This is a genomic window from Nitratireductor sp. GISD-1A_MAKvit (assembly GCF_040819555.1).
Classification (GTDB): Bacteria; Pseudomonadota; Alphaproteobacteria; order Rhizobiales; family Rhizobiaceae; genus Nitratireductor.
On sequence record NZ_CP161920.1, the window covers coordinates 549433 to 573966 of the forward strand.

Genomic DNA, 24534 nt, shown 5'->3' on the forward strand with positions numbered 1-24534 from the left:
ATTCACATTTTGCTTAACGGGCGTTCGAAAGCGCCTCCACACCGGGCAGTTTCTTGCCTTCCATCCATTCAAGAAAGGCGCCGCCGGCCGTGGAGACATAGGTGAACTCGTCAGCCACCCCGGCATGGTTGAGCGCAGCAACCGTGTCGCCTCCGCCGGCCACGGAAACGAGCAGCCCCTCGCCGGTTCGGTGACCTGCGTGTTTTGCCGCGGCAACGGTCGCCACGTCGAAGGGTTCGATCTCGAATGCGCCCAGCGGGCCGTTCCAGACCACCGTGTCGGCACGGTCAAGCCACTCTTTCACCTTTTCGATGCTCTTCGGGCCGACATCCAGGATCATCGCATCCGACGGGACGTTTTCGATCTCGACCGTCTCGGTCTCTGCGCCTGCCTTGAATTCACGCGCCACGACAGCATCCACGGGCAGGACGATCGCACAGCCGCACTCGGCCGCCTCGATCATGATCTGCTTGGCGGTCTGTGTGAGATCGTGTTCGCACAGGGACTTGCCCACTTCGGTGCCGCGTGCTGCGAGAAACGTGTTGGCCATGCCGCCGCCGATTACCAGCGCATCCACCTTCTTGACGAGATTCATCAGGAGGTCGATTTTGGTGGAAACCTTTGCACCGCCGACAATCGCGAGCACGGGCTTGGCCGGTTTGCCGAGGCCTTTCTCCAGCGCTTCAAGCTCCGCCTGCATGGTACGGCCGGCATAGGACGGCAGCAGATGCGCAAGCCCCTCCGTGGAGGCGTGAGCCCGGTGCGCGGCGGAGAAGGCATCGTTCACATAAAGATCGCCATTCCCGGCAAGCGCCTTTGCAAAATCCGGGTCGTTCCTTTCCTCACCGGCATGGAAGCGGGTGTTCTCAAGGAGCAGAATGTCCCCATCGGCCATCTCGGAGATGGCGTCCGCTGCCGGAGCACCGATGCAGTCCCGGGCAAAGTGCACACGATGGTCGAGCACGCTCTCCACCGCATAGGCGATGGGTTCGAGTGAAGCTGCCGCATCGGGCTTGCCCCCAGGCCGGCCGAAATGTGCCATGAGGATCACCTTCGCACCCTTGCCCGACAGTTCCTGAATGGTCGGCGCAACGCGCTCGATGCGGGTGGTGTCTCCGACCTTTCCGTCCTTTACCGGCACGTTCAGATCGACGCGCACCAGCACGCGCTTGCCTGCAATGTCGTTGAGATCGTCAAGGGTCTTGAAGTCCGGCATGGCGCTTGGCTGTCTCCTGTGAATGGTCCTGACAACGACGCGAGGTCGGCCGTCCGGGCCGCTGGTGGAAAGGTGATACAAGAATTCGCTGGCGACCATACAGCGCCGCGCGCCGCACGCAAGATGGAGCGAACAATTATGAGCCGGCGTCCGGCCGTTGTTTCCTGCGAAACGCCCAGCGCAGCAGTTCTCGCAGGCTGAGCAGTCTGGGCAGGCGCGCTTCCGGCACCTGCGGCTCGACTGACAGGCCGATAGCCGAAATGCGCCCGTCGTCATCGACGTCGCGAACGATCAGTTCGATCTGACCGAGTGTCGTCCGATCGCCATATTCCGCGCGTCCGCCAAGCCGTTCACGCATCAGGTCGGCAATCCGCTTCTTCTGGTCTTCCTCGCTGAGGCCCGGTGCATAAGCCGCCTCGATATCGGAGGCAGGGCGCTCCGGGTCGACCGCGAATGCGCCGAAAAACTCCGCATCTTCCGGATCCATCTCAACGGGGCTGGCAAACAGGCGGTCGAGGAGACGCGGATAGCGGTCGGGCACGAAGATATAGACGTGGTCACCAGCCACCAGCCTCCCCGCATATTGATAGGTCATGGAGCGCCCGTTGCGCACCACGAGCGACGGTTTCGCCCAGCGTGGTATGCGTTGACCGCGCTCGACAGGGCTTCCGGCCACCACGCGATAGGCCAGAAGTTCATGGCGGGCGGAGCCTGGCAGTTCCAGTTCGACCTTGTTGAGCGGTCCCATGCGCGGCGGCAGCGTCAGGCCCAGCCGGCGCGCCAGTGGCCCCACCGTCCAGCCCTGCACGATCAGCGAGACCAGAACGATGATGAACACGATGTTGAACAGGGGCCGGCCGTTGGGCAGTTCGTCGATCAGCGGCGTGATCGCGAGCAAGATGGAGACCGCGCCGCGCAACCCCACCCAGGAGACGAAAGCGCTTTCGGCCGGTGTAAACCGGAAGGGCATCAGGCACAGCGTTACCGCCAGCGGGCGGGCGACGAAGATCAGGAAGAGGCCGATGAACAGTGCGGGCAGGGCGATCTCGGCAAACTGCGACGGTGTTGCAAACAGGCCCAGCACGAGGAACATGATGATCTGGGCCAGCCATGTTACGCCGTCCTGAAAGCGCTTCAGCATGGCGGTCGAGCGCAGCTTGGCATTGCCGGCGATCAGGCCCGCCACGTACACGGCAAGAAAGCCCGAGCCACCTATGGCGCCGGCCAGCGCGAACACAAGCAGTGAGAGAGCGAGAACGAAAATCGGCAACAGCCCCTGTTCCAGCCGCAGCCGAATCACCAGCCGCACGATGCTCCAGCCGCCGACAAGCCCGGCCAGGAGGCCGATACCCATTTGCTGGAGAAAGCCAAGTGCCACATCGGCCGCAAGTTCGCCCGTCTTGATGGCCTCGCCGCCGGCGATCAGCCCGACGAGCGAAAGTGTGAGAAAGATGGCGATTGGATCGTTCGATCCGGATTCGACTTCCAGGGTCGAGCGAACCCGTTCGCGCACGGAAATGTTCCCAACCCGGAGCAGAAAGAACACTGCGGCGGCGTCTGTAGAGGCGACCGTGGCACCAAGCAGAAAGGATTCAAGCCAGCTGAAGCTGGTCACATAATATGCCGCGACGCCCACAAGGCCTGCGGTCAGCAAAACGCCGATGGTTGCAAGCGTGATGGCGGGGGCCGCAGCTTGCCTGAAGGCGGAAATGGAGGTGCCGAAGCCCGAATCGAAGAGAATCACAGCCAGCGCCAGAGAACCGATGAAATAGGCGATGGCGGCATTGTCGAAATCGAGTCCGAGACCATCCGTTCCCGCTGCCAGGCCGATTCCGAGGAAGATGAGAAGCAGCGGAGCACCGAAACGGAAAGCGATCAGGCTGGAAAACGCGGCAAACAGCACAAGGGTCGTGCCCACCAGCGTTATGAGATAAATGCCCTGATCCATCCGCCTCTCGTGATCCCGCCTGCGTCAAGTGTCTGTTCTGTTTCCATAAAACGTGCGGCGGAAGTGAGACGCAAGAGCCACGCCAAAAGAAAAACGCCCGGCGTGGTGACCGGGCGGTGCAACGCGCTGTCTGTGGTGGTTAGAACAGTTTGATGACCGCGGGTATGCGGCTGTAGTCTTCGTCGGCCCGCACCCGTATGAAGCCGGCAAGAACATTGTCGTCGGAGAGGATGAATTCACCGATGGTTTTGTCGTATCGAAACTCGGCCTTGTCGCCTTTCAAGACCAGGGAGTAACGGGCAAGACACTCGTCGGTATTCCAGAAGCCGAGGCAACCATCTTTCTCGGAGCGATGCCTGACCTCCAGCGAATAAAGCCCGGAGTGCTCCTTTATGAACTTCTTGTCCTTTTCCGTAGCGGAGTTTCCAGCCACAAGCTCAATGTCGATGCGCATTTTCTGCATGATGGCGGTGAAAGCGATCTGCTGACGTACGAGAGGGTCGGTTGCAGAGCTCAAACCCTGCCGGATGGCATATGCGCGGATCGTGGGATTTTCGGAGCAGGATAGCTCCTCGAATGCGAAAAGACGATCGAGTGGATCTGCTCCGTCTTCTGCCAGCTTGTCGCGGAAATCCTTCATTTCCTGTGTTGAGAGGCTCTTGTACTCCTCGCAGGCTGAAGCGCCAGCGGCCCCCAGTAACACCACACCGAAAGCCGCAATCAGACGGCCGATCCAACGCTTCATGTCTGTTTTCCTTCTACCACCGAAATGATCAGTCGATTTGCCGGTCCTTTGGTTTCCACTTCGCCTATCGCAATGGAACAGCCCGACCATAACTCTGCCGCTTGTTTCAAAGGCAACCGTTTTTCATAGCCTCTGAAACCGGCCCCGGGGATATCCCGGTTGCGGCTGGAAAGTTGAACTGCGTCTCCGTGCCCGATCACGTCCGCTTTGAAATCCGCGTGGCCGCACAGCGTGAACAATTGGCCTTCAAAGACGCCGAAAACCTTTTCTCGTGTAGTGGCACTGTTTTTCGGGGCGGGGGGCTCTGCCATCGAAGGTGCAGCGTTCGATGCGGGCACTTCCTCGGGCCGCGTCGTGCTGGCCGGGGGCATGGGAAGCGTTCCAGGGGGCGGATCCGTCGGCTCGTCAAGGGAGGTTTCGGGCGTGGGCACGTTCACATCCTGTGGTGGGGGCGGTGTCTGTCGCAACCCGGGGGCTCGTGCAAGCGCATCGATTTCTTCGCGCATTCTTTGTTCCAGATTGGCCATGAGCTGGCGTTGTTCGCGAATCTTTTCGGCATTCTGATCAATCGCCCGGGCGTTGCGGTCGGTTTCCCGAGCGCTTTTCTCGATCGCATCAATGCTTTTGTGAATGATCTCTGTCTGCTGACGTGCAAGTTGCGCCTGCTGTTGCTTCTCGCCGCTGCGCCACCAGTCCTCAAAGACCGTCTGGGCGACCATCAGCGCCAATGATGCAAGAGCACCGAAGACTGCCGATGCTTTCAGCCAACCGCGCCACATTTTCCGTTTCCCCGACGTCAACCCCTGTGGAATTCAGCACAAGCGCGTAGAAGGTTCAACCGAAGATGGATGACGACGGAACAAAAAAATCCCCGTCATTGGACGGGGATTTGTCAGTCTCGGTGTTTTTCTGATGGATGTCAGATCGTCTTGCCGAAGGCCACGGCCGTATCGGCCATCCGGTTGGAGAAGCCCCACTCATTGTCGTACCAGGACATGACGCGAACCAGATCGCCCTCGATCACCTTGGTCTGGTCGAGCGCGAAGGTGGAAGAGGCGGGGTTGTGGTTCAGATCGATGGAGACGAGCGGTTCGTTGGTGTAGGCGAGGATGCCCTTCAGGCCGCCGTCGGCGGCGGCGACGAGCGCCTGGTTGACCTCTTCTACCGTGACCTTTTTCTTCGGCACGAATTTGAAGTCGATGACCGAAACATTCGGGGTCGGGACGCGGATGGAAACACCGTCCAGCTTGCCGTTGAGCTCCGGCAGGACGAGGCCGACGGCCTTTGCCGCACCGGTCGAGGTCGGGATCATCGAGACGGCCGCTGCACGGGCGCGATAGAGATCCTTGTGCATCGTGTCGAGCGTCGGCTGGTCGCCCGTATAGGCGTGAACCGTGGTCATGAAGCCCTTCTCGATGCCGAAGGCGTCGTTCAGCACCTTGGCGACCGGTGCCAGGCAATTGGTGGTGCAGGAGGCATTGGAGACCACGCGGTGCTCGCTGGAGAGCTTGTCATGGTTGACGCCATAGACAACCGTCAGGTCGGCGCCGGAAGCCGGAGCCGAAACCAGCACGCGCTTGGCGCCGGCATCGAGATGCAGCGATGCCTTGTCCTTGGCGGTGAAGATGCCGGTGCATTCCATCACGATGTCGACACCAAGCTCGCCCCACGGCAGCTTGGAGGGGTCACGCTCGGCAAACACCTTGAAGGAATCGGAGCCGATGTTGATCGTGTCGCCGTCGACCTTCACCTCGGAAGGGAAGCGGCCATGGACGCTGTCATAGCGCAGAAGATGCGCATTGGTCTCGACAGGGCCGAGATCGTTGATCGCGACGATGTCGATGTCCTTGCGGCCCGACTCGTAGATCGCGCGTACGACGTTGCGGCCGATACGGCCAAATCCGTTGATGGCAACTTTGACGGTCATGAACTTTCTCCGGCGAATGGGTGGTCGTGCGCTGGCACGGAAAGAGACGCCGTTTCATAGCGGCGTCAGCGTCAAGAATCCAGATGGCGGGGCAGGCATTTGCCCGTCCCGCACCCGGATTTGGCAGCAATCGGCCTCAGCCGAGATTTTCCAGCCGCTTCTGTGCGGCGTTGGCAGCAGCTTCGGCAGTGATGCCGAAATGCTGGTAGAGCTCCGGTGCTGGCGCACTTGCGCCAAAGCCGGTCATGCCAATGAAGATTCCATCCGAACCGATGATCGCATCCCAGCCCTGGCGAATGCCGGCTTCGATGGCGATTTTCACCGGGGCATTTCCGATCACGGCCCTGCGGTAGTCATCGCTCTGCTGCTCGAACAGTTCAAAGCAGGGCACAGAAACGACACGGGCCGGATGGCCGGCAGCATCCAGCGCCGCCTTGGCAGCCATTGCGACTTCCACCTCCGAACCGGTGGCAAAGAGCGTCACCCTGGCGTCGTCGTCGGAGCCGGCGAGCTCATAGGCGCCGCGGGCGCACAGATTGTCGGCCTCGTGCCTGGTGCGCACCGGTGTCAGGTTCTGGCGCGAAAGGGCGAGCGTGGAAGGTGCCTTGCGGCTCTCGATCGCCACCTGCCAGCATTCCGCCGTTTCGATTGCGTCCGCCGGGCGGAACACGAGATGGTTGGGGATTGCGCGCAGCGCGGCCAGATGTTCCACCGGCTGGTGGGTCGGGCCGTCCTCGCCAAGACCGATGGAGTCATGCGTCATCACGAAGATGGAACGGATCTGCATCAGCGAGGCGAGGCGCATCGCCGGGCGGGCGTAGTCCGAGAAGGTCAGGAAGGTGCCGCCATAGGGGATGATACCGCCATGCAGCGTCATGCCATTCATGGCGGCTGCCATGGCGTGTTCGCGGATGCCGTAATGGGCATAGCGGCCGGAGAAATCCTCGGCGCTGATCGGTCCTGTCTGGCTCGTCTTGGTGTTGTTGGATCCGGTCAGGTCGGCAGAGCCGCCAATGGTTTCCGGCAGCACGGCGTTGATGGCCTCAAGCGCCATTTCCGATGCTTTTCTGCTGGCAACCTTGGGCGGCTCGGCAACCAGCTTTTCCCTGTATTCGAGCATGGCTGCCGAGAAGGTTTCCGGCAGATCTCCGCGCATGCGGCGCTCGAATTCGCCGCGCGTCTCCGCGTCAGCGGCAGCGAGGCGGTCCTCCCAGGCCTTGCGCTCCTTTGCCGAGTGCAGGCCGGCCAGACGCCAGTCGTCAAGAATGTCGGAGGGAACGACGAACGGCTCCGCGTCCCAGCCGAGTTCCTTGCGTGCTCCGGCAATTTCTTCCGCGCCAAGCGGAGATCCGTGCACTTTCGCAGTTCCGGATTTCGTAGGCGCACCGAAGCCGATGGTCGTGCGGCAGGCAATCAGCGTCGGTTTGTCGGAGGATCTTGCGGTTTCGATCGCTCCGGCAATCGCATCGGGATCGTGGCCGTCACAACGCAGCGTGTTCCAGCCCGAGGCCTCGAAACGGGCGCACTGGTCGGTGGAATCGGTGAGCGAGGTAGAGCCGTCGATGGAGATCTGGTTGTCGTCGAAAAGAACGATCAGCTTGTTGAGCTTGAGATGCCCGGCAAGTGTCAGCGCTTCCTGGCTGATCCCCTCCATGAGGCAGCCATCGCCGGCGAGCACGTATGTGTAGTGATCCACCAGGTCATCGCCGAAGCGTGCGTTCAGAATGCGCTCGGCGATCGCCATGCCCACGGAGTTGGCGAGACCCTGGCCAAGCGGGCCGGTTGTCGTCTCGATGCCGGCTGCATGGCCAAATTCCGGGTGGCCGGCCGTGCGCGAGCCGAGCTGGCGGAAATTCTTGATCTCGTCGATCGTGACGTCTTCGTAGCCCAGCAGATAGAGCAGCGAATAAAGCAGCATCGACCCGTGGCCGGCCGAAAGGACGAAGCGGTCGCGGTCGGCCCAGTTCGGATTCTTTGGATCGTGCTTCATGAAACGGGTGAAAAGGACGGTGGCGATGTCGGCTGCGCCCATGGGCAGGCCGGGGTGGCCCGATTTGGCCTTCTCCACCGCATCCATGGAAAGGAAGCGGATCGCGTTGGCCATCCGGTCGTGTTTGTCGCGTGAGATCATGATTGCTCGCTGGTCCGCTTAAGGCAGTTGTCGGGGCGACCGCTTGGGCAGTCGTGGCCCCTTGGAAAAAGCAGGCGACACATAGCAGTTGCGGCCTTGAAGTCAACAAAGGGACGGTTTCCGCCCAGGGCGTCGCCTTTGCGGAATGCCGGTTTTGCTTCCACTCGGTAACACCAATTTGGGGGATTAGCCGCGCTCGTTTGTTGACGTGACCTTCACACGGCGCCTAATCTTTTCCGCGTAACTGGTTAGTATGGCCAGCGATTCGCGACCGGGGCACTGCGGGATCTTCCCCATCATGTCTCGATGACACGTGTCGCAGCGTGGCGTTGGCCGAATGAGAGTAAGCAAGATTGCCTGTGTCAAAACATTTTCGGAGCCCGTTTCCCTGTGCCGCTTATGCGGCTGGTGCGATCCGAGAATGCAGGACTGGGGTTGGCGGCCATGAGTGGTGAGAACACTCTCAAGGAGGTGATCGGGCGCCTGGACAAGGCCTTGTCCTCGCTTGAAGATGCCGTGGATTTTCGGCTGGAGCGGGATCGGCAGTTCGCCGATGCTGACGCTGAGGTGCAGCGCATGAACGCCGACCGGGCAAGACTTGCTCAGGAAATCGACAGATCCGAGGCGCGTGCGCAACGTCTCGAAGAGGTGAACCGCGAGGTCTCGCGGCGTTTGGTCACGGCGATGGAGACCATCCGCGCCGTGCTGGATCGGTAGGGCGGGCGATGGCACAGGTTACGGTCACGATCGACGGCAAGTCCTATCGAATGGCCTGCGACGAGGGGCAGGAAGAGCATCTTGTCAATCTCGCACAGCGCTTCGACCGCTACATAACCCATCTGAAAGATTCCTTTGGCGAGATCGGTGATCATCGGCTGGCGGTGATGGCCGGTATCATGGTGATGGATGAACTCACCGAGCTTCAGAAACGTGTTCGCGGCATGGAAGGGGAAATTTCCACGCTGCGCCGAACCCGCGATGAAGCCCTGAGCAAGGCGGATCGGAGCGATTCTGCCGTTACCGGCGCGCTCGGCGATCTGGCTGTCCGTATGGAAACCCTTGCCGACAAGCTTGCCGGGAAACCCAAAAACGACGCATAAGCCTGTTTTTCCGATTATCGGTGCCGGCAGGTCGATCAGATGAACAAAGCGAAAAACAGCGATACGCGCATCCAGCTCGCAACGGTGGGAGCGGCGCAGGGGCTGCGTGGCGAGGTGCGGGTCAAGACCTTCACCGGAGATCCGATGGCAATCGGCGATTATGGCCCGCTTTCGACACAGGACGGGCGCATGCTGACCGTCGACAACGTGCGCCCTGCCAAAAATGTCGTGGTGGTGCGCTTCGCCGAAATTGGCGACCGCGCGGCCGCCGAAGCGTTAAATGGCACTGCCCTCTTCGTGGAGCGGTCGGCATTGCCTGAGGATCTTGAAGACGAGGAATATTACCACGCCGACCTGATCGGCCTCGCCGTCGTCGAGGGCGAGGGCGGGCGCATTGGCAAAGTGCGTGCGCTGCACGATTTCGGTGGCGGCGACATTCTCGAAGTCGCGCTGGCGGCTGGCGGCTCGGTCATGATCCCGTTCACCCGCGCCGCAGTGCCCCAAGTGCGCATTTCGAAAGGCGAGATCGAGGTCGATCGCGTGGCGGCCGGTCTCGTGGAAGACGAAGACCCCGACATGCCGCAAGAGGGAGAGGGCACGTGACCTTTCGCGCAACGGTCCTCACTCTTTACCCGGAGATGTTTCCAGGTTCGCTCGATCTGTCTCTGGCAGGCAAGGCGCGCGATGCCGGGGCGTGGGCGCTGGAGACGATCCAGATCCGCGATTTTGCAACCTCCAGACACCGCAATGTGGACGACACGCCTGCCGGCGGCGGCGCGGGCATGGTCATGCGTGCCGATGTTCTGGCGCGCGCCATGGATCACGCTGCACCGGCGGACGATCCGCGGCCGCGTCTCCTGATGAGCCCGCGCGGCAGGCCGCTCGATCAGTCGCGTGTGCGAGAGCTGGCAGCCGGTCCGGGTGCGGTCATCCTGTGCGGTCGCTTCGAAGGCGTGGACCAGCGCGTCATCGATGCCCGCGACCTGGAGGAGGTCTCCATCGGCGACTATGTGCTGTCCGGTGGCGAGCCTGCGGCGCTGGTCCTGCTGGATGCGGTGATCCGGCTTTTGCCCGGCGTCATGGGCAATGATGCCTCGGGGGAAGAGGAGAGCTTTGAAGGCGGGCTACTGGAGCATCCGCAATACACACGGCCGCAGGTGTTTGAAGATCGACGGATTCCGGACGTGCTTCTGTCGGGCAATCACGCAAAGATCGCTGCATGGCGACGCGCGGAAGCTGAAAGGCTGACACGGGAGCGCCGTCCGGATCTCTGGGAGCGCCATGAAAACCGCGATTGATGGGGCTCTCATGTTGATTCTGCCTCGAATGTCGTGTATGTGCGCCGCAAGTAAACGGCCATGGCCGGTTTGGATCCAACCAAAGAACACGTGAATTCGCTCCTGTTCCTCCTCGTGGAGGGCACTCTTCAGGCGGTCTTGAGACTGCCCCTGGGATGAGCGCTCTGACGGTTCGTGAAGAACAAGAGGACACAGAGATGGACATTATCCGTCAGCTCGAGGCCGAGCAGGCCGAGAAGATCGCGGCACAGCGCCAGCTTCCCGAATTCCAGCCCGGCGACACGGTTCGCGTTCTGGTGCGCATCACCGAAGGCACGCGCACCCGCGTTCAGGCCTATGAGGGCGTCTGCATTGCCCGTTCCGGTGCAGGCTTTCAGGAAAACTTCACCGTCCGCAAGATTTCCTACGGCGAAGGCGTCGAGCGTGTGTTCCCGGTCTACTCTCCGCTCGTCGAGGGCGTCGAGGTGGTCCGTCGCGGTAAGGTTCGCCGCGCGAAGCTCTACTATCTGCGTGATCGCCGCGGCAAGTCGGCTCGCATCACCGAGAACACCAGCGTGCGCGCTCGCCGCCTGAACGACGCCGTGCGTCAGGGCCGCGGCCGAAGAGAAGGCTCGCATCGAGGCCGAGAAGGTTGCTGCGGCTGAGGCCCTTGCAGCCGAGAAGGCCGCAGAAGAAGCGGCCAAGGCGCAGGAAGCTGCTGCTGCCGAGAACAACGCCGAATAGTCTCATTTGGCAGATCAATCAGAAAAAGGCGCGCTTCGGTGCGCCTTTTTTGCGTTGGCAGGCCTCTCACTGTCGCCATAGATTCGATCCTGCCCCTTTCACTGAAATTCGCTCTGCTTTAAGGAGAGACAATCACCCGGCCAAACACCGGCCTGCCACAGGGAGATTGTCCATGACGTTGCGTACGTCCTTTCTGGCTGCATTCGTCGCAGCTACCAGCTTCACATTGTCCGGTTTTCACGCTTCTGCGGAGGATCTGCCAGACCTTCAGGGACGCGAAGTCGTGGTCGTTACCGAAAACGCCTATCCGCCGCTCCAGTTCATCGATCCGAATTCGGGCGAGCAGGTGGGCTGGGAATACGACGCGGTCAACGAGATCGCCAAACGGCTCAACGTCAAGGTCACGTACCAGAACACCAGCTGGGACGCGATGATCCAGTCGGTGGCCGACGGGCAGTATGATATGGGCATGACCGGCATCACCATTCGCGATGACCGCAAGGAAAAGGTGGATTTTTCCGATCCCTATATGCGCTCGGAAATGTACATGCTCGTGCGCAGCGACGAGACAAATTTCACGGATGCCAAGAGCTTCGCCGCCTATGAGGATGGTCTTGTGGGCGCACAGCCGGGCACCTCGCCCTTCTACACTGCCGTCTATGAGGTGCTCGACGGTGATGAAGCCAATCCGCGCATCAAGCTGTTTGAGACCTTCGGGGCATCGGTTCAGGCGCTGCGTGCGGGCGATGTCGATGTGGTTCTCACAGACAGCACAGGCGGACAGGGATATGTGGATGCCTCCGACGGTGCGCTGAAACTTCTCGGCGAGCCGCTTGGATCGGAAGATTTCGGTTTCATCTTCGCCAGGGGGTCCGATCTTGTCGCGCCCATCAATGCGGCCATTGCATCGATGAAGGCGGACGGCACGCTGGACGCGCTCAACAGGAAGTGGTTCCTCGAATACAAGATGGGTGAATAGGGCGTGGCCGAACTGCGTTCTGCCGGTTGTCCCGGCTGCCTTTCTCTGCGTTACTGAAACCGATGGGGGCGTCCGGATCCAGACCCGCTGTCAGGCGCGATTTTCCCTGGTGGCTTGTGGCCGCCGGGGTTATCGCGGTGGGTGTGGCCGTTCTCGTTGCCACAAGCGAACTCTACACCCAGGTCTTCACAATCGTTTCAAGGGGCATCGGCATCACTGTCTTCGTCACGGTGGTGGGTTTTGCGCTTGCCACTGCACTGGGCCTCGGCATCGCCCTGATGAGCCTTTCGGGCTCTTTGCTGCTTCGGCAGATCGCACGGTTCTATGTCGAGATCATTCGCGGTGTGCCGGTTCTCGTCCTGCTTTTCTGGATCGCTTTTGCCGGTGTACCCATCGTCGTGACCGGTTGGAATGCGGTGACGGCATCATTGCAGGAAGCCGGTGTGCTCGCCGAACTCAGGGTTCGCGATATCTCGCTTCTGTGGCGCGCCATCATTGCTCTTACCATCGGCTATTCCGCTTTCATCGCCGAAGTGTTCCGCGCCGGCATCCAGTCGGTGGACGAGGGGCAGGTGGAAGCGGCCAAGGCGCTTGGGCTCTCGCGTTTCCAACGCTTCCGTCTCATTATATTGCCCCAGGCGATCCGCACCATCCTGCCACCACTCGGCAATGACTTCGTGGCCATGATCAAGGACTCTTCGCTCGTCTCGGTGCTCGGCGTGGCCGACATCACCCAAATGGGCAAGATCTATGCATCAGGCTCTTTCCGCTTTTTCGAGACCTATTCCATCGTTGCCTATATCTACCTGATCCTGACGGTCGGTCTTTCTCTTGCCCTACGGGCACTGGAGCAGCGGATGCGAAAGAGCCAGATACAGCGGTAGGCGGGGCGCGGGGAACCATCGGGCCCCGGGAGCATTCCTTTCTGATGAATGCTCTGATCGCCGAATTCACGCCCGACACAACCCTGCCATGGCAGGTTATCGCCGTGCGGCTTTCGCTCGCGGTACTGCTTGGCGGCGTTCTGGGTTTCGAGCGCGAAATGGCCGACAGACCTGCCGGGCTTCGCACCCATATGCTTGTCTGCCTCGCCTCTGCCGTGTTTGCGATCATCGCACTCGAGATTGTCGCGATGCCCGTTTTCAGCGACGATCAGGTAAAGGCCGATCCGATCCGCCTCGTCGAGGCCATCACGGCCGGCGTGGCCTTCCTTGCGGCAGGTTTCATCATCTTCAAACGTGGCGAAATCCGTGGGCTGACCACGGGCGCCGGCATGTGGCTTGCCGCCGCTACCGGTCTTGCAGCCGGGCTGGGACTCTGGCTCATCGCGGGGCTTGCCTGTCTTCTCGGGGCACTTGTTCTGGCGCTGATGCGTCGGCTCGAAACACAGCTCGACCTGAAAGAGCCCAACAACGATGGCGAAGGTCAATCGAGCCCACAGGACGGATAGATTGCCGATCCCATGAAAGGCTGGTATTAGCCCTCTCATGGAAGCACTTTTTGGAAACCCGGCTTACAAGAGCTTTGTTCTGCAGGACATCAAGCGCCTGCCGAGCCGCTTTTTTGCGCGGGTTTCCGGCTCGCTTCTGAGCCGACTGCCTTAGGCGGACACGCCAACCGGCTCGACATTCCCACCTCAACTTTGCGGGAATGCAACGAGACACAAGATTAGCCGGCCAGCCTTCCATTTCGCTCCGCTAGGGATGAACAAAATGACCAAAGCACGCACGCTCTACGACAAGATTTTCGACGACCATCTGGTCGACCAACAGGACGACGGCACCTGCCTGCTCTATATCGACCGGCACCTGGTGCATGAGGTAACCAGCCCGCAGGCCTTCGAGGGGCTGCGCATGGCCAGCCGCGATGTGCGCCATCCGGAAAAGACACTCGCGGTGGTCGATCACAACGTTCCGACCTCGCCCGACCGCAAATTCGGCATCAAGAACCCCGAAAGCCGTATCCAGGTCGAAGCGCTGGCGAAGAACGCTGCCGATTTCGGCATCGAATATTATGACGCCAATGACGAGCGTCAGGGCATCGTGCACATTGTCGGCCCCGAGCAGGGCTTCACCCTGCCGGGCATGACCATCGTCTGCGGCGACAGTCACACCTCAACCCATGGCGCGTTCGGTGCGCTGGCGCATGGTATCGGCACGTCCGAGGTCGAGCATGTGCTCGCCACGCAGACGCTGATCCAGCGCCGCGCCAAGAACATGCTGATCGAGGTGGATGGCAAGCTGCCGGAAGGTGTGACTGCAAAAGACATCATCCTCGCCATCATTGGCGAGATCGGCACGGCCGGCGGCACGGGCCACGTCATGGAATATGCTGGTGAGGCGATCCGTGCGCTTTCCATGGAAGGCCGCATGACCGTCTGCAACATGTCGATCGAAGGTGGCGCCCGCGCCGGCCTCATCGCGCCGGACGAGACCACCTATGCCTATATCAAGGATCGCCCGCGCGCGCCAAAGGGCAAGGCCTGGGACATGGCGCTTGCCTACTGGGATTCCCTGCGCACGGATGAGGGCGCGGAGTTCGATCGCGTCGTCAAGCTCGACGCCGCCAATCTGCCGCCCATCGTCACCTGGGGCTCCTCGCCCGAGGACGTCATCTCTGTCACTGGAGCCGTTCCGAACCCGGATGACATTCCCGAAGAGACCAAGCGCCTCTCGAAGAAGCGCGCGCTCGAATATATGGGCCTTACGCCGGGCACGAAGATCACCGACATTGCCGTCGACCGTGTCTTCATCGGTTCCTGCACCAATGGTCGCATCGAGGATCTGCGCGAGGCAGCAAAGATCGCCGAGGGCCAGAAGGTCAAGGACGGTCTGAACGCCATGATCGTGCCGGGCTCCGGCCTCGTGAAGGCACAGGCCGAGGCCGAAGGTCTCGACAGGATTTTCAAGGCAGCCGGTTTCGACTGGCGCGAGCCGGGCTGCTCCATGTGCCTTGCCATGAACGACGACCGCCTGAAGCCGGGCGAGCGCTGCGCGTCCACCTCGAACCGCAATTTCGAGGGCCGTCAAGGGTTCAAGGGCCGTACGCATCTCGTATCGCCCGCAATGGCTGCCGCTGCCGCGATTGCGGGGCATTTCGTCGATATCCGTGAGTGGCCGCGGCAGGGCTGAGCCCCGCCGCTTCCTGCCTCACTGACAGTCAGGAATGGCTGCAAAGGGCACGCCGGCCCTGCCGGAAAACGTCCGACAGTTTCATCGTGCCGGTCAAGGGGACCAGCGGGGCGTCTGCGCTGGCGCGCAGAAAGCCCTGCAGGGTGGCGACGGCAGGATCCAGAGGGCCTGTCTTGCAGCCTCCCGTCACAGCCACGCTGATCGATCCTTTTCCGTCGGTGGCCGCAGCTTTTTTCGCATCCCGCGCTTTCCTCAGCGCTTCCTTGAACCGGCTGCGGTCGGTTGGGGCAATCATTGCCAGTTCGTAGCGATCTGCCGATCCGGAATGGCTTGGGCCATTCGCATCCTGCTGGACCCTGGCGATGTCGAGAATGAAGGTCTCATCGATTGCCCATTCCCTGCGTTCGCTTGGAAGCTGCATCACCAGCACCGCATCGCCCTTCTGCAGACGCAAATTCCCATCGATTTTGACTGCAATTCCGAGTGTGGCCGGATCGGCATTCAATGGATCAAAGTCTTCCGCGTTGGCCGAGCCTGCGACGAGACTCGTTGCAAGGGCGGCCAGTGCGCAGTGTCGCAGAGCGGCGCGGTTGATGAATTTTGGGGGAAACATGGAGATATTCCTTTCGAAAAATGTCGATACGGGATAAATAATTATTGTAATACAGTAATTATTGCAAGCGGGAGAATATGGAATGCACGACGTGGCCGAGTTGCGCCGTCTTGGGCGGCTGATGCAGCACATTGTCCTTGGTGTTGGTCTATTGATCGCTCTTGCGGTTATCTGGCTGGTGCTGGGCGTTTTCGGGGAGCAGGCTCGTTTCGAGGGACTCGTTCGAAATGGCCTTTCTCTTTCCGGTCCACTGACCTTTACGCCCTCGGCCGTGGGTGCCACGATAGTCCTGATGGCTGTTCAGTTCGGGTTGCTCGCCGCTGCGCTTTATTGCGTCTGGCGGATGTTCGGTGCTTTTGCAGCAGAGGAGCCGCTTTCGGTTGAATCGGCCCATTGGCTGCGTCGCGCCAGCCTTGCATTCGTGGCTGTAGCGGGAGGAAGCATCGTATTGCAGGCATTGATGATCCTGGTTCTGACCCTTGGCAATCCACCTGGTCAGAAGGCCCTGTCGATAGGGTTCGGAAGTTCCGAACTGCTCGCGCTACTGATCGCCTGCGTCATGTATATGGCGGGGCGGCTCATGGCGGTCGCGGCAGAGGTGCGCGCTGAACAGCGCGACTTTGTGTGATCGCCATGCCGATAATCGTCAATCTCGATGTCATGCTGGCGCGCCGCAAGATGCGTTCAAAGGAACTTGCAGAACAGATCGGCATCACCGAACAGAATGTCTCGCTGCTCAAATCCGGCAAGGTGCGCGGTGTCCGCTTTGAGACGCTGGAGAGGATCTGCCGGGTGCTCGATTGTCAGCCCGGCGATATTCTGGAGTATCAGCCTGAAGAGGATAAGGGCTGACACCCTCCCGTCGGGGCGGCTGCCGGCCGCCCTGTCGCGGCACGTTTCTGCCTAGTACGGGGTCAGAGAACGGGTATCCGTGATGAGCCTATATGCGACCATCTGCTCAGGGGAGAGCACGTAAAGCGCGCGCGGCGGGGTATCGAGCGCATGCAGCCAGAGGGCCGGATCGACACCCATCTCGTCCAGGTGGCGGGAAATTCTTGCGGTCACCAACTGGGCATCCGAAAGGGCCTGCCGGGGATCGGAAAGGCTCCCGGGGCTGTGGAACTGATGAACGGCGATGGTCGCATCGCGGCTGACATGGCGTTGCCTCCCCCCTGCCAGCACCAGTGGGCAGGAAGAGGCGCAGGTGGCGCCGGCCTCGACACGCGTCGACAACCCATACTGCCGAATCAGCTGCGCCATGGCCATGGCGTCGTTGAGCGCGCCCCCCGGAGAATCGAGTGTGACGGTGGTGACTGGATCAGCCGTTGCGGTCAGCACATCACGCAGGCGGCTGGCGCTTCCGGGCTGGATCACGCCTTTGAGCGAAAGAACGCCGTTTGAACCTGCCGTGAAAGTGAGGCTGGCGGCGGAGGTCTGTGCCGGACGTCGTTGCGGGGCCGTTTCCTCAACCGACCGCCGCCAGAGTGGGTGGCCGTTTCTCGCCCCATCCGAACCGTGAAGCCGCTGGACCGTGTGATCCATTGCCGCGTCCAGGCTGGCCTGTAAACCGCCATGCCGGTCGGTCAGCTCGCGCAGTTCCATGCCCAGCACAACCGCCGTGCCAAGCGCTGCGCCCACGACGGCGGCGCGCAGGACGGATCCGTCAAGGGGCGCAAATGCGCGTCTTCTGACGAACGTCCGATCGACGGATGCTGCAAGATGATTGGCCATGGATCGCGATCAATCGCAGGGGGACACAAGAACCGGGAGTTCACCCTCCGAAAGGCCGTACATATAGCTGCGGCCCTTGATCAGAACGCCAGCGCTGCAGGGCGCCGCGCGGCGCAGATAGAGCTTGCCGCCGCTGCGTTCCAGATAGGCCGTCTGGCGGGGCGCCTCGATCCCGAGCGCGCGATAATCGTCAGCCAGGTGCCCCTTGCCGACCAGAATGCGCTTGAAGCCGGCGCGGCTGTGGATCACCAGATTGCCAAAGGCGTCGGAATAGACCCGGCCACCGCCTGCGTCATGAACGCCGCCGGCGAGTACCGGTGCTGTCGATACTGCAGCCACAAGGGCCGCTGCCACGATGAGAGGTCGTAAAGGCATGCGCCATCGCTCCTTGAAACTTCGTGGCCTCCTCATTCTCTCTACATTAATGTTTTCTTTACTATTGTCACGTGGAGCATGGTTCACAAACATGCCGATTGACAGACGTGGTTAATTTCGGGGAAGGGTGCTGCATGGGCGAGAATCATCAGATCGACATCAATCCGCTGCGTCTCAAGGATGCGCATGTACTGGCACCCCTCTTGGCGGCCTACACCCAGTCGCTCAAGCGTGGCGCGCCGCGCCGCCCCGACGAATATTACGCCGAAACGCTCCTGCAGGACCGCGCGGTCGAGGTGGTCGGCGCCAGCCTCGACGGTGCGCTTGTGGGCTTTGCGCTGTTCTATGATTTGCCGGACCCGGTATCGGGAATGCGCCACGGCCTCGTGGACCATCTTTTCGTGCATCACGACCACCGCCGCAAGGGCATCGGCAAGGCCCTTGTCGATGTGATCGCGGACCAGGCGGAGGAGCGCGGCTGGGCGCGTCTTGCGCTCAATGCGCCGCGTCAGCCGGAAGAAGGGCGCAAGCTCTACGAGGCGCTCGCCGCCCCCGCCGACTGGACCACACACGTCATTCGTTTCGATCAGGCAAGCGATCGCTCTCCGGAATCGGAACCGCAGTAGAGGCATCATGAACTTTCAGGAACCGACCCTTCCGTGGCTGCGCAGGTGCGGCCTCGTCAGTCTTTTGTTTGCCGTTTGTGCCGCTGCGCTGGCTGGCTGTGTCGCCACACCGAATGAGCGGGCGGCAGGCAAGTCGAAGCTTGCCTTTACCGGTCCGGTAAAACTGTCATGCGATGACGGGATGCAGATGACCATCACGCCACGGAGTGGTGGCATATCCGTTGTCAGTCCGCGTGGCGTGGAGCTCGATCTGCCTGCTTCACCGCCGGGTCAGAGCGTGCGATTCGGTGAGGGGCTCTATGCCGTGGTGATAGAGGGTGGCGAGGCGCTCTGGATGGTCAGCGGCAAGGTGCCGATCACCTGCCGTCGCTGAATTTTCCGGCGTTTGGAAGATAAGCCCAACTTCAATCGTTTGAACCCGTGCAGTGCGGCTGGCCGAGTGTCGTGCTGGCGATATATTCCTGCCGAGGATCGCCTTTGCGGCTTTGACGCACTGCAAAAACCGCATTAGAAAGCCACAGCCGCAGGGCGCGAGTTCGGGACCCGATGTCGCTCTCGCAACAGCCACCCCGCCGCGCCGGTATCGAATTGGGGAAGCCATGAGCAAAACCGCAACTGTAAAGGCAAGGCCGCTTTCGCCTCACCTTCAAGTCTATCGCCTCATTCCGACAATGCTTATGTCGATCGTGCACCGCATCACCGGCGGCGCGCTTTATTTCGGCATGGTGCTTTTCGTCATCTGGCTTGCCGCCGCTAGCGGCTCGAAGGAAACCTTCGACACCGTCAACGGCATTTATGGCTCCTGGTTCGGGCCGTCTCGTCCTTTTCGGTTTCACCTGGGCCATGATCCATCATCTGGTCGGCGGTCTTCGCCATCTCGTGTGGGACACGGGGCGCGGCCTTGAAAAGGCGACGGCCACGAAAATGGCCAAGGCCACAATCGCGGTCTCCATCGTCTTGACCATTCTGGTCTGGATCATGGGCTATGCCGTTCGCGGAGGGTTTTGATCATGAGTGACATGCGCACACCGCTTAACCGCGTTCGCGGTCTTGGCTCCGCAAAAGAAGGCACGGATCACTTCTGGCGCCAGCGCCTTACGGCCATCGCCAACATTCCGCTTGTCCTCTTCTTCATCGGCTTCGTCATCGCCAACAATGGCGCATCCTATGAAGAGGTTCGCGCGACCATCGCCAATCCGGTCGTCACCGTGCTTCTGGCGTTTGCGGTCCTGTCGGTGCTCTATCACATGAAGCTCGGCATGCAGGTCATCATCGAGGATTATGTCCACGCTGAGGGCAGCAAGGTCGCGCTCCTGATCGGCAACATCTTCTTCACTCTCATTCTGGGCGTCGTTTCTCTCTTCGCCCTCGTCAAGATCGCCCTCGGAGGCTGAACCCGGTTATGGCAAAGGCAACAGAAAAGAAGGCGGCAGACGCCTACACCTATGTCGACCACAAGTTCGACGTCGTCGTCGTCGGTGCCGGTGGTGCCGGCCTGCGCGCCACGCTCGGCATGGCCGAGCAGGGGCTGAAGACGGCCTGTATCACCAAGGTCTTCCCGACCCGCTCGCACACGGTCGCCGCACAGGGTGGCATCGCCGCTTCGCTCAAGAACATGGGCCCCGACCACTGGCAGTGGCACCTTTACGACACGGTGAAGGGCTCCGACTGGCTCGGCGATGTCGACGCCATGGAATATCTCGCCCGTGAGGCGCCCGCCGCCGTCTACGAGCTCGAGCATTACGGCGTGCCCTTCTCGCGCACCGAGGAAGGCAAGATCTATCAGCGCCCCTTCGGCGGCCACATGCAGAACTTTGGCGACGGCCCGCCCGTGCAGCGCACCTGTGCGGCGGCAGACCGCACCGGCCACGCCATCCTGCACACGCTCTACGGCCAGTCCGTCAAGAATCACGCCGAATTCTTCATCGAGTATTTCGCGCTCGATCTCATCATGTCCGACGATGGTGTGTGTACCGGTGTCGTGGCGTGGAATCTTGAAGACGGCACGATCCACCGCTTCTCCGCCAAGATGGTGGTGCTGGCGACGGGCGGTTATGGACGCGCCTATTTCTCCTGCACCTCCGCCCACACCTGCACGGGCGACGGCAATGGCATGATTGCCCGCGCCGGCCTGCCGCTGCAGGACATGGAGTTCGTGCAATTCCACCCGACCGGCATTTATGGGGCGGGCTGCCTCATCACCGAGGGTGTGCGCGGCGAGGGTGGCTATCTGGTCAACTCCGAGGGCGAGCGCTTCATGGAGCGTTATGCGCCATCGGCCAAGGACCTTGCCTCCCGCGACGTGGTTTCGCGCTGCATGACCATGGAGATCCGCGAGGGCCGCGGCGTTGGCAAGAACAAGGACCACATCTTCCTGCATCTCGACCATCTGGACCCGGCGGTCATTCACGAGCGCCTGCCCGGCATCGCCGAATCGGCCCGCATCTTCGCCGGTGTCGATGTGACGCGCGAACCGATCCCGGTCCTGCCGACCGTTCACTACAATATGGGCGGCATCCCGACCAATTACTGGGGTGAGGTGCTGAATCCGACGAAGGACGATCCCGACAGGGTCGCGCCGGGGCCTGATGGCCGTCGGCGAGGCGGCCTGTGCCTCCGTGCATGGTGCGAACCGTCTTGGCTCCAACTCGCTGATCGACCTCGTGGTCTTCGGTCGCGCTGCCGCCATCCGCGCCGGTGAGGTTGTCGACCGTGAGGCTCCGGTGCCCGCACTCAACGAGGCTGCCTGCGAAAAGATCATGGAGCGCTTCGACCGTCTGCGTCATGCTTCCGGCTCCACGCCCACGGCGGAGCTGCGCGAAAAGATGCAGCGCGCCATGCAGGAAGACGCCGCCGTGTTCCGCACGCAGGAATCGCTGGAGCAGGGTTGCGAGCGCATCACGCAGGTCTGGGGCGAACTCCCCGACGTCAAGGTTTCGGACCGTTCGATGATCTGGAACTCCGACCTCATGGAGACGCTTGAGCTGGAAAACCTGATGGCCAACGCCATCACCACGGTCTACAGCGCCGAAGCGCGCAAGGAGAGCCGTGGCGCTCACGCCCGCGAGGACTACAAGGACGGTGCAATGGGCGGCCGCAATGACGAGGACTGGCGCAAGCACACGCTGTCCTGGGTCGATGAGAGCGGCAAGGTCACGCTCGATTATCGTCCCGTCCACACCGACCCGATGCTGAAGCCGGAAGACGGCGGCATCGATCCCAAGAAAATCGCGCCCAAGGCGCGGGTATACTGATAGCTGAGGAAGTCATGGTTGAAATCACCCTTCCCAAGAATTCCCGCGTCAAGGAGGGCAAGGTCTGGCCGAAGCCCGAAGGCGCGACCAATCTGCGCGAATACAAGATCTATCGCTGGTCGCCGGACGACGAGGAAAATCCCCGTCTCGACACCTATTATGTCGACGCGGACGATTGCGGGCCGATGGTTCTCGACGGGCTGATCTACATCAAGAACAAGATCGATCCGACGCTGACCTTCCGCCGTTCCTGCCGCGAGGGCATCTGCGGCTCCTGCGCGATGAACATCGACGGCACCAACACGCTGGCCTGTACCAAGGGCATGGATGAGGTGGCGCAGGATGCGGTCAAGATCTACCCGCTGCCGCACATGCCGGTGGTCAAGGATCTGGTGCCGGATCTTTCCGTGCCCTATGCGCAGCTTTCGTCCATCGAGCCCTGGCTGCAGACCATCACGCCGGAGCCCGCGACCGAGTGGAAGCAGAGCCATGAGGACCGCACCAAGCTCGACGGGCTGTACGAGTGCATCCTGTGCTTCTGCTGCCAGACCTCGTGCCCGAGCTACTGGTGGAATGGCGAACGTTATCTCGGCCCTGCCGTGCTTCTTCAGGCCTATCGCTGGCTGATCGATTCGCGCGATGAGAAGACGGGCGAGCGTCTCGACAATCTGGAAGACCCCTTCCGGCTCTATCGCTGCCACACGATCATGAACTGCACGCAGGCCTGCCCCAAGGGGCTGAACCCGGCAAAGGCCATCGCCAACATCAAGAAGATGATGGTCGAGCGCCGCGTCTAGAGCAAATCCAGGAAAAGTGGGAACCGGTTTTCCGTCCGGAATTGCATAAAAACAAAGAGATAGGGCAGTTTCGCTTTCGGGGAAAAGCGGAACTGCTCTAGAACACTCTCGTTCCTCCCTGCTCGTCGATACGCCGAGCAGGGAGGATTGCTGGTCCCTCTCTCCAGTTTCAATCACCTCACGCAAGCGTGTAGCGGCTTGATTTGAATTTGGCGCCCGGCGCGGTAGCTCTGTGGCGAACACAGGAGAGACATTGATGTTGCGACGTTCCCTTTTGGCCGCGGCCTTTTCCCTCACTGCCATGGTGGCGGTTTCACAGCCGGCGATGGCTGAAAAGCGGTCCGCCATTTTCGCCGGCGGCTGCTTCTGGTGCGTCGAGGCCGATTTCGACAAGGTTCCAGGCGTGCTGGATACGGTGTCGGGCTATGCCGGCGGACGCACCGAAAACCCGACCTACCGCAACCACACTTCTGGCGGGCACCGCGAGGTGGTCAAGATAGACTTCGATGACTCGGTCGTCAGTTATGACCGGCTGTTGGAGATTTTCTTTCGTTCCGTGGACCCCACCGATGCCGGTGGCCAGTTCTGCGACCGGGGCAACAGTTACACCACCGCAATCCATGCCCTTGACGATGCGCAGAAGGCTGCTGCCGAGAAAGCAAAACAGGAAGCGAATGCCGCACTCGGCGGCAAGGTCGTCACACCGGTTCTGGGGTCCGTCAAATTCTGGCCTGCAGAGGATTACCACCAGAACTATTATAAGAGCGACGAGCGCATCCTCTCCCGCTTTGGGCTGGTGAAAAAGAAGGATGCCTACAAAGGCTACCGCAAAGGCTGCGGCCGCGATGCGCGTGTTCGCCAGGTCTGGGGCGAGGCGGCGTTTACGGGGATCAAGTGATCTGTGAGCTATACGGACTTGCAACTCCCGGTTTAATTTATCGATTTTTCGCAGGAAACTATGGATAATAAGCCTTAGAGCGCCCATTTGATTCGGGGGAGAGGTAGTTGGCGTCGCTTCAGGAGATGAGAGACGAGCTTAAAGTCCTTATTGAAAGAGCTAGAGAGGCTGCTGAGTACGCGGAAAAGCAGAGCGTGCTGGATGCTGTGGCTGTCGCTGCTCAGACGCACCGGCTGGATTTCGCATCGGTTTTGCTTTCGATTGTTGGTATTCTACTGGCAGTGGGAGGGCTATTTGCGTTTTTTGAAATTCGATATCGCGCAAAGATCGCCGCCGTAGAGACCGCGCGCATAGAGTGCCGAACTATCGCAAAAAGCTTGCTGAAGGGATATGTTAACGACGAACTGCCGAGCGAAGTACGCAGGCTCGTTGAGTTGATAAAGCAAGAAAGCGACGGAGAAGGTGACGACTATGGAGAACAAGATACGGATACAGTCCAATCTTGATGTCCTACAGAAGTTCGCTTCATCCTATCCAGTTAATGTGGAAGGTGCGGCAAACGCTATCGGCGTGCGTGTTTTCTATGACGAACTGCCGAGCGGGATCTCTGGAAAGATCCAACGTGACGAGCAGGGAAAATACTACATCGTAGCGAACCGTTTGGAGCCTGAGGTGCGTCAGCGTTTTACCATCGCTCACGAACTCGGGCACTATATCTATCATCGTTCGTTGATAGGTGACGGGGTTGCGGATACTCCGGCATACCGGGCTCCCGACCTGACGATTTATGATGAGACGCCGCTTGAGCGTTTTCATGAGGCGCAGGCAAATCAGTTCGCTGCTAATCTTCTTATGCCTCGTAGGCTGATTAGAATAGCGGAGGCCGCGCATCCAGAGGCTGACGTGCAAGAATTGGCGCGGCTATTTCGAGTATCCGAAGATGCTATGCGTATCCGGAAGGGATTGCCCACCAGAAAGCAGGAATCTCTACGGGCCCCTTGGGCCCGCAGATTAGAGGCCGCTTTAATAATAGTGTAGTTTT

Annotated in this window: 26 protein-coding genes and 3 pseudogenes; 20 read left to right on the forward strand and 9 right to left on the reverse strand. The window is 60.8% G+C overall.

Features of this window, described 5'->3' with window-relative positions:
- Nucleotides 1–13 precede the first annotated feature (13 nt).
- The 6 genes from pgk to tkt all read right to left on the reverse strand — a co-directional run bounded on the left by pgk (nucleotide 14) and on the right by tkt (nucleotide 7967).
- Complete coding sequence (gene pgk, locus AB2N04_RS03910; protein ID WP_367717190.1) at nucleotides 14–1216, reverse strand: phosphoglycerate kinase; 1203 nt, start codon at nucleotides 1214–1216, stop codon at nucleotides 14–16.
- A gap of 136 nt (nucleotides 1217–1352) precedes the next feature.
- The gene (locus AB2N04_RS03915; RefSeq protein ID WP_367717191.1) at nucleotides 1353–3164 is read right to left on the reverse strand and encodes a potassium/proton antiporter; all 1812 of its coding nucleotides are present in this window, start codon (nucleotides 3162–3164) and stop codon (nucleotides 1353–1355) included.
- A gap of 139 nt (nucleotides 3165–3303) precedes the next feature.
- Nucleotides 3304–3909: a hypothetical protein gene (locus AB2N04_RS03920; protein ID WP_367717192.1), complete on the reverse strand. Its 606-nt coding sequence runs from the start codon at nucleotides 3907–3909 to the stop codon at nucleotides 3304–3306.
- Nucleotides 3906–4637: a hypothetical protein gene (locus tag AB2N04_RS03925; protein ID WP_367717194.1), complete on the reverse strand. Its 732-nt coding sequence runs from the start codon at nucleotides 4635–4637 to the stop codon at nucleotides 3906–3908. Before AB2N04_RS03925 ends, AB2N04_RS03920 begins: the two co-directional genes overlap by 4 nt.
- 191 nt (nucleotides 4638–4828) lie before the next feature.
- On the reverse strand, nucleotides 4829–5836 hold the full coding sequence (gene gap / locus AB2N04_RS03930) for a type I glyceraldehyde-3-phosphate dehydrogenase (RefSeq protein ID WP_007008304.1): 1008 nt from the start codon (nucleotides 5834–5836) through the stop codon (nucleotides 4829–4831).
- A gap of 136 nt (nucleotides 5837–5972) precedes the next feature.
- Nucleotides 5973–7967, reverse strand: a complete 1995-nt coding sequence (tkt, locus tag AB2N04_RS03935; protein WP_367717196.1) for a transketolase — start codon at nucleotides 7965–7967, stop codon at nucleotides 5973–5975.
- Nucleotides 7968–8411: 444 nt separating this feature from the next.
- Between tkt and AB2N04_RS03940 the strand changes: the two genes are divergently transcribed.
- From AB2N04_RS03940 to leuC, 9 genes and pseudogenes are all read left to right on the forward strand, one after another.
- Nucleotides 8412–8684 carry a DUF4164 domain-containing protein gene (locus AB2N04_RS03940; RefSeq protein WP_367717198.1) on the forward strand — a complete coding sequence of 91 codons (273 nt, stop codon included), beginning with the start codon at nucleotides 8412–8414 and terminating at the stop codon, nucleotides 8682–8684.
- 8 nt (nucleotides 8685–8692) lie between these two features.
- The gene (locus tag AB2N04_RS03945) at nucleotides 8693–9067 is read left to right on the forward strand and encodes a cell division protein ZapA (protein WP_367717199.1); all 375 of its coding nucleotides are present in this window, start codon (nucleotides 8693–8695) and stop codon (nucleotides 9065–9067) included.
- 39 nt (nucleotides 9068–9106) lie between these two features.
- Entirely contained in the window at nucleotides 9107–9670 is a 564-nt protein-coding gene (gene rimM / locus AB2N04_RS03950; RefSeq protein WP_367717201.1) for a ribosome maturation factor RimM, read from the forward strand.
- The gene (gene trmD, locus AB2N04_RS03955; RefSeq protein ID WP_367717203.1) at nucleotides 9667–10365 is read left to right on the forward strand and encodes a tRNA (guanosine(37)-N1)-methyltransferase TrmD; all 699 of its coding nucleotides are present in this window, start codon (nucleotides 9667–9669) and stop codon (nucleotides 10363–10365) included. The genes rimM and trmD overlap by 4 nt, the downstream gene beginning before the upstream one ends.
- 197 nt (nucleotides 10366–10562) lie before the next feature.
- Nucleotides 10563–11088: pseudogene (gene rplS / locus AB2N04_RS03960) on the forward strand (50S ribosomal protein L19).
- Nucleotides 11089–11260: 172 nt separating this feature from the next.
- Nucleotides 11261–12067, forward strand: coding sequence for a transporter substrate-binding domain-containing protein (locus tag AB2N04_RS03965; RefSeq protein ID WP_367717205.1), 807 nt, complete (start codon nucleotides 11261–11263; stop codon nucleotides 12065–12067).
- A gap of 62 nt (nucleotides 12068–12129) precedes the next feature.
- Entirely contained in the window at nucleotides 12130–12951 is an 822-nt protein-coding gene (locus AB2N04_RS03970; protein WP_367717206.1) for an amino acid ABC transporter permease, read from the forward strand.
- A 44-nt stretch (nucleotides 12952–12995) separates the two neighbouring features.
- The gene (locus AB2N04_RS03975) at nucleotides 12996–13517 is read left to right on the forward strand and encodes an MgtC/SapB family protein (RefSeq protein WP_367717207.1); all 522 of its coding nucleotides are present in this window, start codon (nucleotides 12996–12998) and stop codon (nucleotides 13515–13517) included.
- A 262-nt stretch (nucleotides 13518–13779) separates the two neighbouring features.
- Nucleotides 13780–15198 carry a 3-isopropylmalate dehydratase large subunit gene (leuC, locus tag AB2N04_RS03980; protein WP_367717208.1) on the forward strand — a complete coding sequence of 473 codons (1419 nt, stop codon included), beginning with the start codon at nucleotides 13780–13782 and terminating at the stop codon, nucleotides 15196–15198.
- A 28-nt stretch (nucleotides 15199–15226) separates the two neighbouring features.
- Here leuC and AB2N04_RS03985 read toward each other — a convergent pair whose 3' ends face one another.
- The gene (locus tag AB2N04_RS03985) at nucleotides 15227–15811 is read right to left on the reverse strand and encodes a hypothetical protein (protein ID WP_367717210.1); all 585 of its coding nucleotides are present in this window, start codon (nucleotides 15809–15811) and stop codon (nucleotides 15227–15229) included.
- Between the two features lie 82 nt (nucleotides 15812–15893).
- Between AB2N04_RS03985 and AB2N04_RS03990 the strand changes: the two genes are divergently transcribed.
- Nucleotides 15894–16439 carry a DUF2975 domain-containing protein gene (locus AB2N04_RS03990; RefSeq protein WP_367717212.1) on the forward strand — a complete coding sequence of 182 codons (546 nt, stop codon included), beginning with the start codon at nucleotides 15894–15896 and terminating at the stop codon, nucleotides 16437–16439.
- A gap of 5 nt (nucleotides 16440–16444) precedes the next feature.
- Nucleotides 16445–16663 carry a helix-turn-helix domain-containing protein gene (locus AB2N04_RS03995; protein ID WP_367717214.1) on the forward strand — a complete coding sequence of 73 codons (219 nt, stop codon included), beginning with the start codon at nucleotides 16445–16447 and terminating at the stop codon, nucleotides 16661–16663.
- A gap of 51 nt (nucleotides 16664–16714) precedes the next feature.
- Here AB2N04_RS03995 and AB2N04_RS04000 read toward each other — a convergent pair whose 3' ends face one another.
- Nucleotides 16715–17542 (reverse strand): hypothetical protein, encoded by an 828-nt coding sequence (locus AB2N04_RS04000; RefSeq protein ID WP_367717215.1) that lies wholly within the window; start codon nucleotides 17540–17542, stop codon nucleotides 16715–16717.
- Between the two features lie 9 nt (nucleotides 17543–17551).
- The gene (locus AB2N04_RS04005) at nucleotides 17552–17917 is read right to left on the reverse strand and encodes a hypothetical protein (RefSeq protein ID WP_367717217.1); all 366 of its coding nucleotides are present in this window, start codon (nucleotides 17915–17917) and stop codon (nucleotides 17552–17554) included.
- Nucleotides 17918–18051: 134 nt separating this feature from the next.
- Here AB2N04_RS04005 and AB2N04_RS04010 point away from each other — a divergent pair, with 134 nt between their 5' ends.
- From AB2N04_RS04010 to AB2N04_RS04050, 9 genes and pseudogenes are all read left to right on the forward strand, one after another.
- A complete protein-coding gene (locus AB2N04_RS04010) occupies nucleotides 18052–18543 on the forward strand; it encodes a GNAT family N-acetyltransferase (protein ID WP_367717219.1) in 492 nt (163 codons plus the stop codon).
- Between the two features lie 7 nt (nucleotides 18544–18550).
- Complete coding sequence (locus AB2N04_RS04015) at nucleotides 18551–18916, forward strand: hypothetical protein (protein ID WP_367717221.1); 366 nt, start codon at nucleotides 18551–18553, stop codon at nucleotides 18914–18916.
- 226 nt (nucleotides 18917–19142) lie between these two features.
- A pseudogene (gene sdhC, locus AB2N04_RS04020) lies at nucleotides 19143–19551 on the forward strand (succinate dehydrogenase, cytochrome b556 subunit).
- A 2-nt stretch (nucleotides 19552–19553) separates the two neighbouring features.
- The gene (gene sdhD / locus AB2N04_RS04025) at nucleotides 19554–19937 is read left to right on the forward strand and encodes a succinate dehydrogenase, hydrophobic membrane anchor protein (protein ID WP_367717222.1); all 384 of its coding nucleotides are present in this window, start codon (nucleotides 19554–19556) and stop codon (nucleotides 19935–19937) included.
- A gap of 8 nt (nucleotides 19938–19945) precedes the next feature.
- Nucleotides 19946–21797 (forward strand): annotated as a pseudogene (sdhA, locus tag AB2N04_RS04030) (succinate dehydrogenase flavoprotein subunit).
- 14 nt (nucleotides 21798–21811) lie between these two features.
- On the forward strand, nucleotides 21812–22594 hold the full coding sequence (locus AB2N04_RS04035) for a succinate dehydrogenase iron-sulfur subunit (RefSeq protein WP_223021976.1): 783 nt from the start codon (nucleotides 21812–21814) through the stop codon (nucleotides 22592–22594).
- Between the two features lie 256 nt (nucleotides 22595–22850).
- Entirely contained in the window at nucleotides 22851–23492 is a 642-nt protein-coding gene (gene msrA / locus AB2N04_RS04040) for a peptide-methionine (S)-S-oxide reductase MsrA (protein ID WP_367717224.1), read from the forward strand.
- A gap of 107 nt (nucleotides 23493–23599) precedes the next feature.
- A complete protein-coding gene (locus tag AB2N04_RS04045; protein WP_367717225.1) occupies nucleotides 23600–23998 on the forward strand; it encodes a hypothetical protein in 399 nt (132 codons plus the stop codon).
- Entirely contained in the window at nucleotides 23964–24530 is a 567-nt protein-coding gene (locus AB2N04_RS04050) for an ImmA/IrrE family metallo-endopeptidase (protein WP_367717227.1), read from the forward strand. The genes AB2N04_RS04045 and AB2N04_RS04050 overlap by 35 nt, the downstream gene beginning before the upstream one ends.
- Nucleotides 24531–24534 lie beyond the last annotated feature (4 nt).

Excerpts from the sequence above, each read along its gene's own strand:
- pgk (WP_367717190.1), bottom strand. The coding sequence starts at position 1,216 with ATGCCGGACTTCAAGACCCTTGACGATCTCAACGACATTGCAGGCAAG.
- AB2N04_RS03915 (WP_367717191.1), bottom strand. The coding sequence starts at position 3,164 with ATGGATCAGGGCATTTATCTCATAACGCTGGTGGGCACGACCCTTGTG.
- AB2N04_RS03920 (WP_367717192.1), bottom strand. The coding sequence starts at position 3,909 with ATGAAGCGTTGGATCGGCCGTCTGATTGCGGCTTTCGGTGTGGTGTTA.
- gap (WP_007008304.1), bottom strand. The coding sequence starts at position 5,836 with ATGACCGTCAAAGTTGCCATCAACGGATTTGGCCGTATCGGCCGCAAC.
- tkt (WP_367717196.1), bottom strand. The coding sequence starts at position 7,967 with ATGATCTCACGCGACAAACACGACCGGATGGCCAACGCGATCCGCTTC.
- AB2N04_RS03940 (WP_367717198.1), top strand. The coding sequence starts at position 8,412 with ATGAGTGGTGAGAACACTCTCAAGGAGGTGATCGGGCGCCTGGACAAG.
- AB2N04_RS03945 (WP_367717199.1), top strand. The coding sequence starts at position 8,693 with ATGGCACAGGTTACGGTCACGATCGACGGCAAGTCCTATCGAATGGCC.
- rimM (WP_367717201.1), top strand. The coding sequence starts at position 9,107 with ATGAACAAAGCGAAAAACAGCGATACGCGCATCCAGCTCGCAACGGTG.
- AB2N04_RS03965 (WP_367717205.1), top strand. The coding sequence starts at position 11,261 with ATGACGTTGCGTACGTCCTTTCTGGCTGCATTCGTCGCAGCTACCAGC.
- AB2N04_RS03970 (WP_367717206.1), top strand. The coding sequence starts at position 12,130 with ATGGGGGCGTCCGGATCCAGACCCGCTGTCAGGCGCGATTTTCCCTGG.
- AB2N04_RS03975 (WP_367717207.1), top strand. The coding sequence starts at position 12,996 with ATGAATGCTCTGATCGCCGAATTCACGCCCGACACAACCCTGCCATGG.
- leuC (WP_367717208.1), top strand. The coding sequence starts at position 13,780 with ATGACCAAAGCACGCACGCTCTACGACAAGATTTTCGACGACCATCTG.
- AB2N04_RS03985 (WP_367717210.1), bottom strand. The coding sequence starts at position 15,811 with ATGTTTCCCCCAAAATTCATCAACCGCGCCGCTCTGCGACACTGCGCA.
- AB2N04_RS03990 (WP_367717212.1), top strand. The coding sequence starts at position 15,894 with ATGCACGACGTGGCCGAGTTGCGCCGTCTTGGGCGGCTGATGCAGCAC.
- AB2N04_RS03995 (WP_367717214.1), top strand. The coding sequence starts at position 16,445 with ATGCCGATAATCGTCAATCTCGATGTCATGCTGGCGCGCCGCAAGATG.
- AB2N04_RS04000 (WP_367717215.1), bottom strand. The coding sequence starts at position 17,542 with ATGGCCAATCATCTTGCAGCATCCGTCGATCGGACGTTCGTCAGAAGA.
- AB2N04_RS04005 (WP_367717217.1), bottom strand. The coding sequence starts at position 17,917 with ATGCCTTTACGACCTCTCATCGTGGCAGCGGCCCTTGTGGCTGCAGTA.
- AB2N04_RS04010 (WP_367717219.1), top strand. The coding sequence starts at position 18,052 with ATGGGCGAGAATCATCAGATCGACATCAATCCGCTGCGTCTCAAGGAT.
- AB2N04_RS04015 (WP_367717221.1), top strand. The coding sequence starts at position 18,551 with ATGAACTTTCAGGAACCGACCCTTCCGTGGCTGCGCAGGTGCGGCCTC.
- sdhD (WP_367717222.1), top strand. The coding sequence starts at position 19,554 with ATGAGTGACATGCGCACACCGCTTAACCGCGTTCGCGGTCTTGGCTCC.
- AB2N04_RS04035 (WP_223021976.1), top strand. The coding sequence starts at position 21,812 with ATGGTTGAAATCACCCTTCCCAAGAATTCCCGCGTCAAGGAGGGCAAG.
- msrA (WP_367717224.1), top strand. The coding sequence starts at position 22,851 with ATGTTGCGACGTTCCCTTTTGGCCGCGGCCTTTTCCCTCACTGCCATG.
- AB2N04_RS04050 (WP_367717227.1), top strand. The coding sequence starts at position 23,964 with ATGGAGAACAAGATACGGATACAGTCCAATCTTGATGTCCTACAGAAG.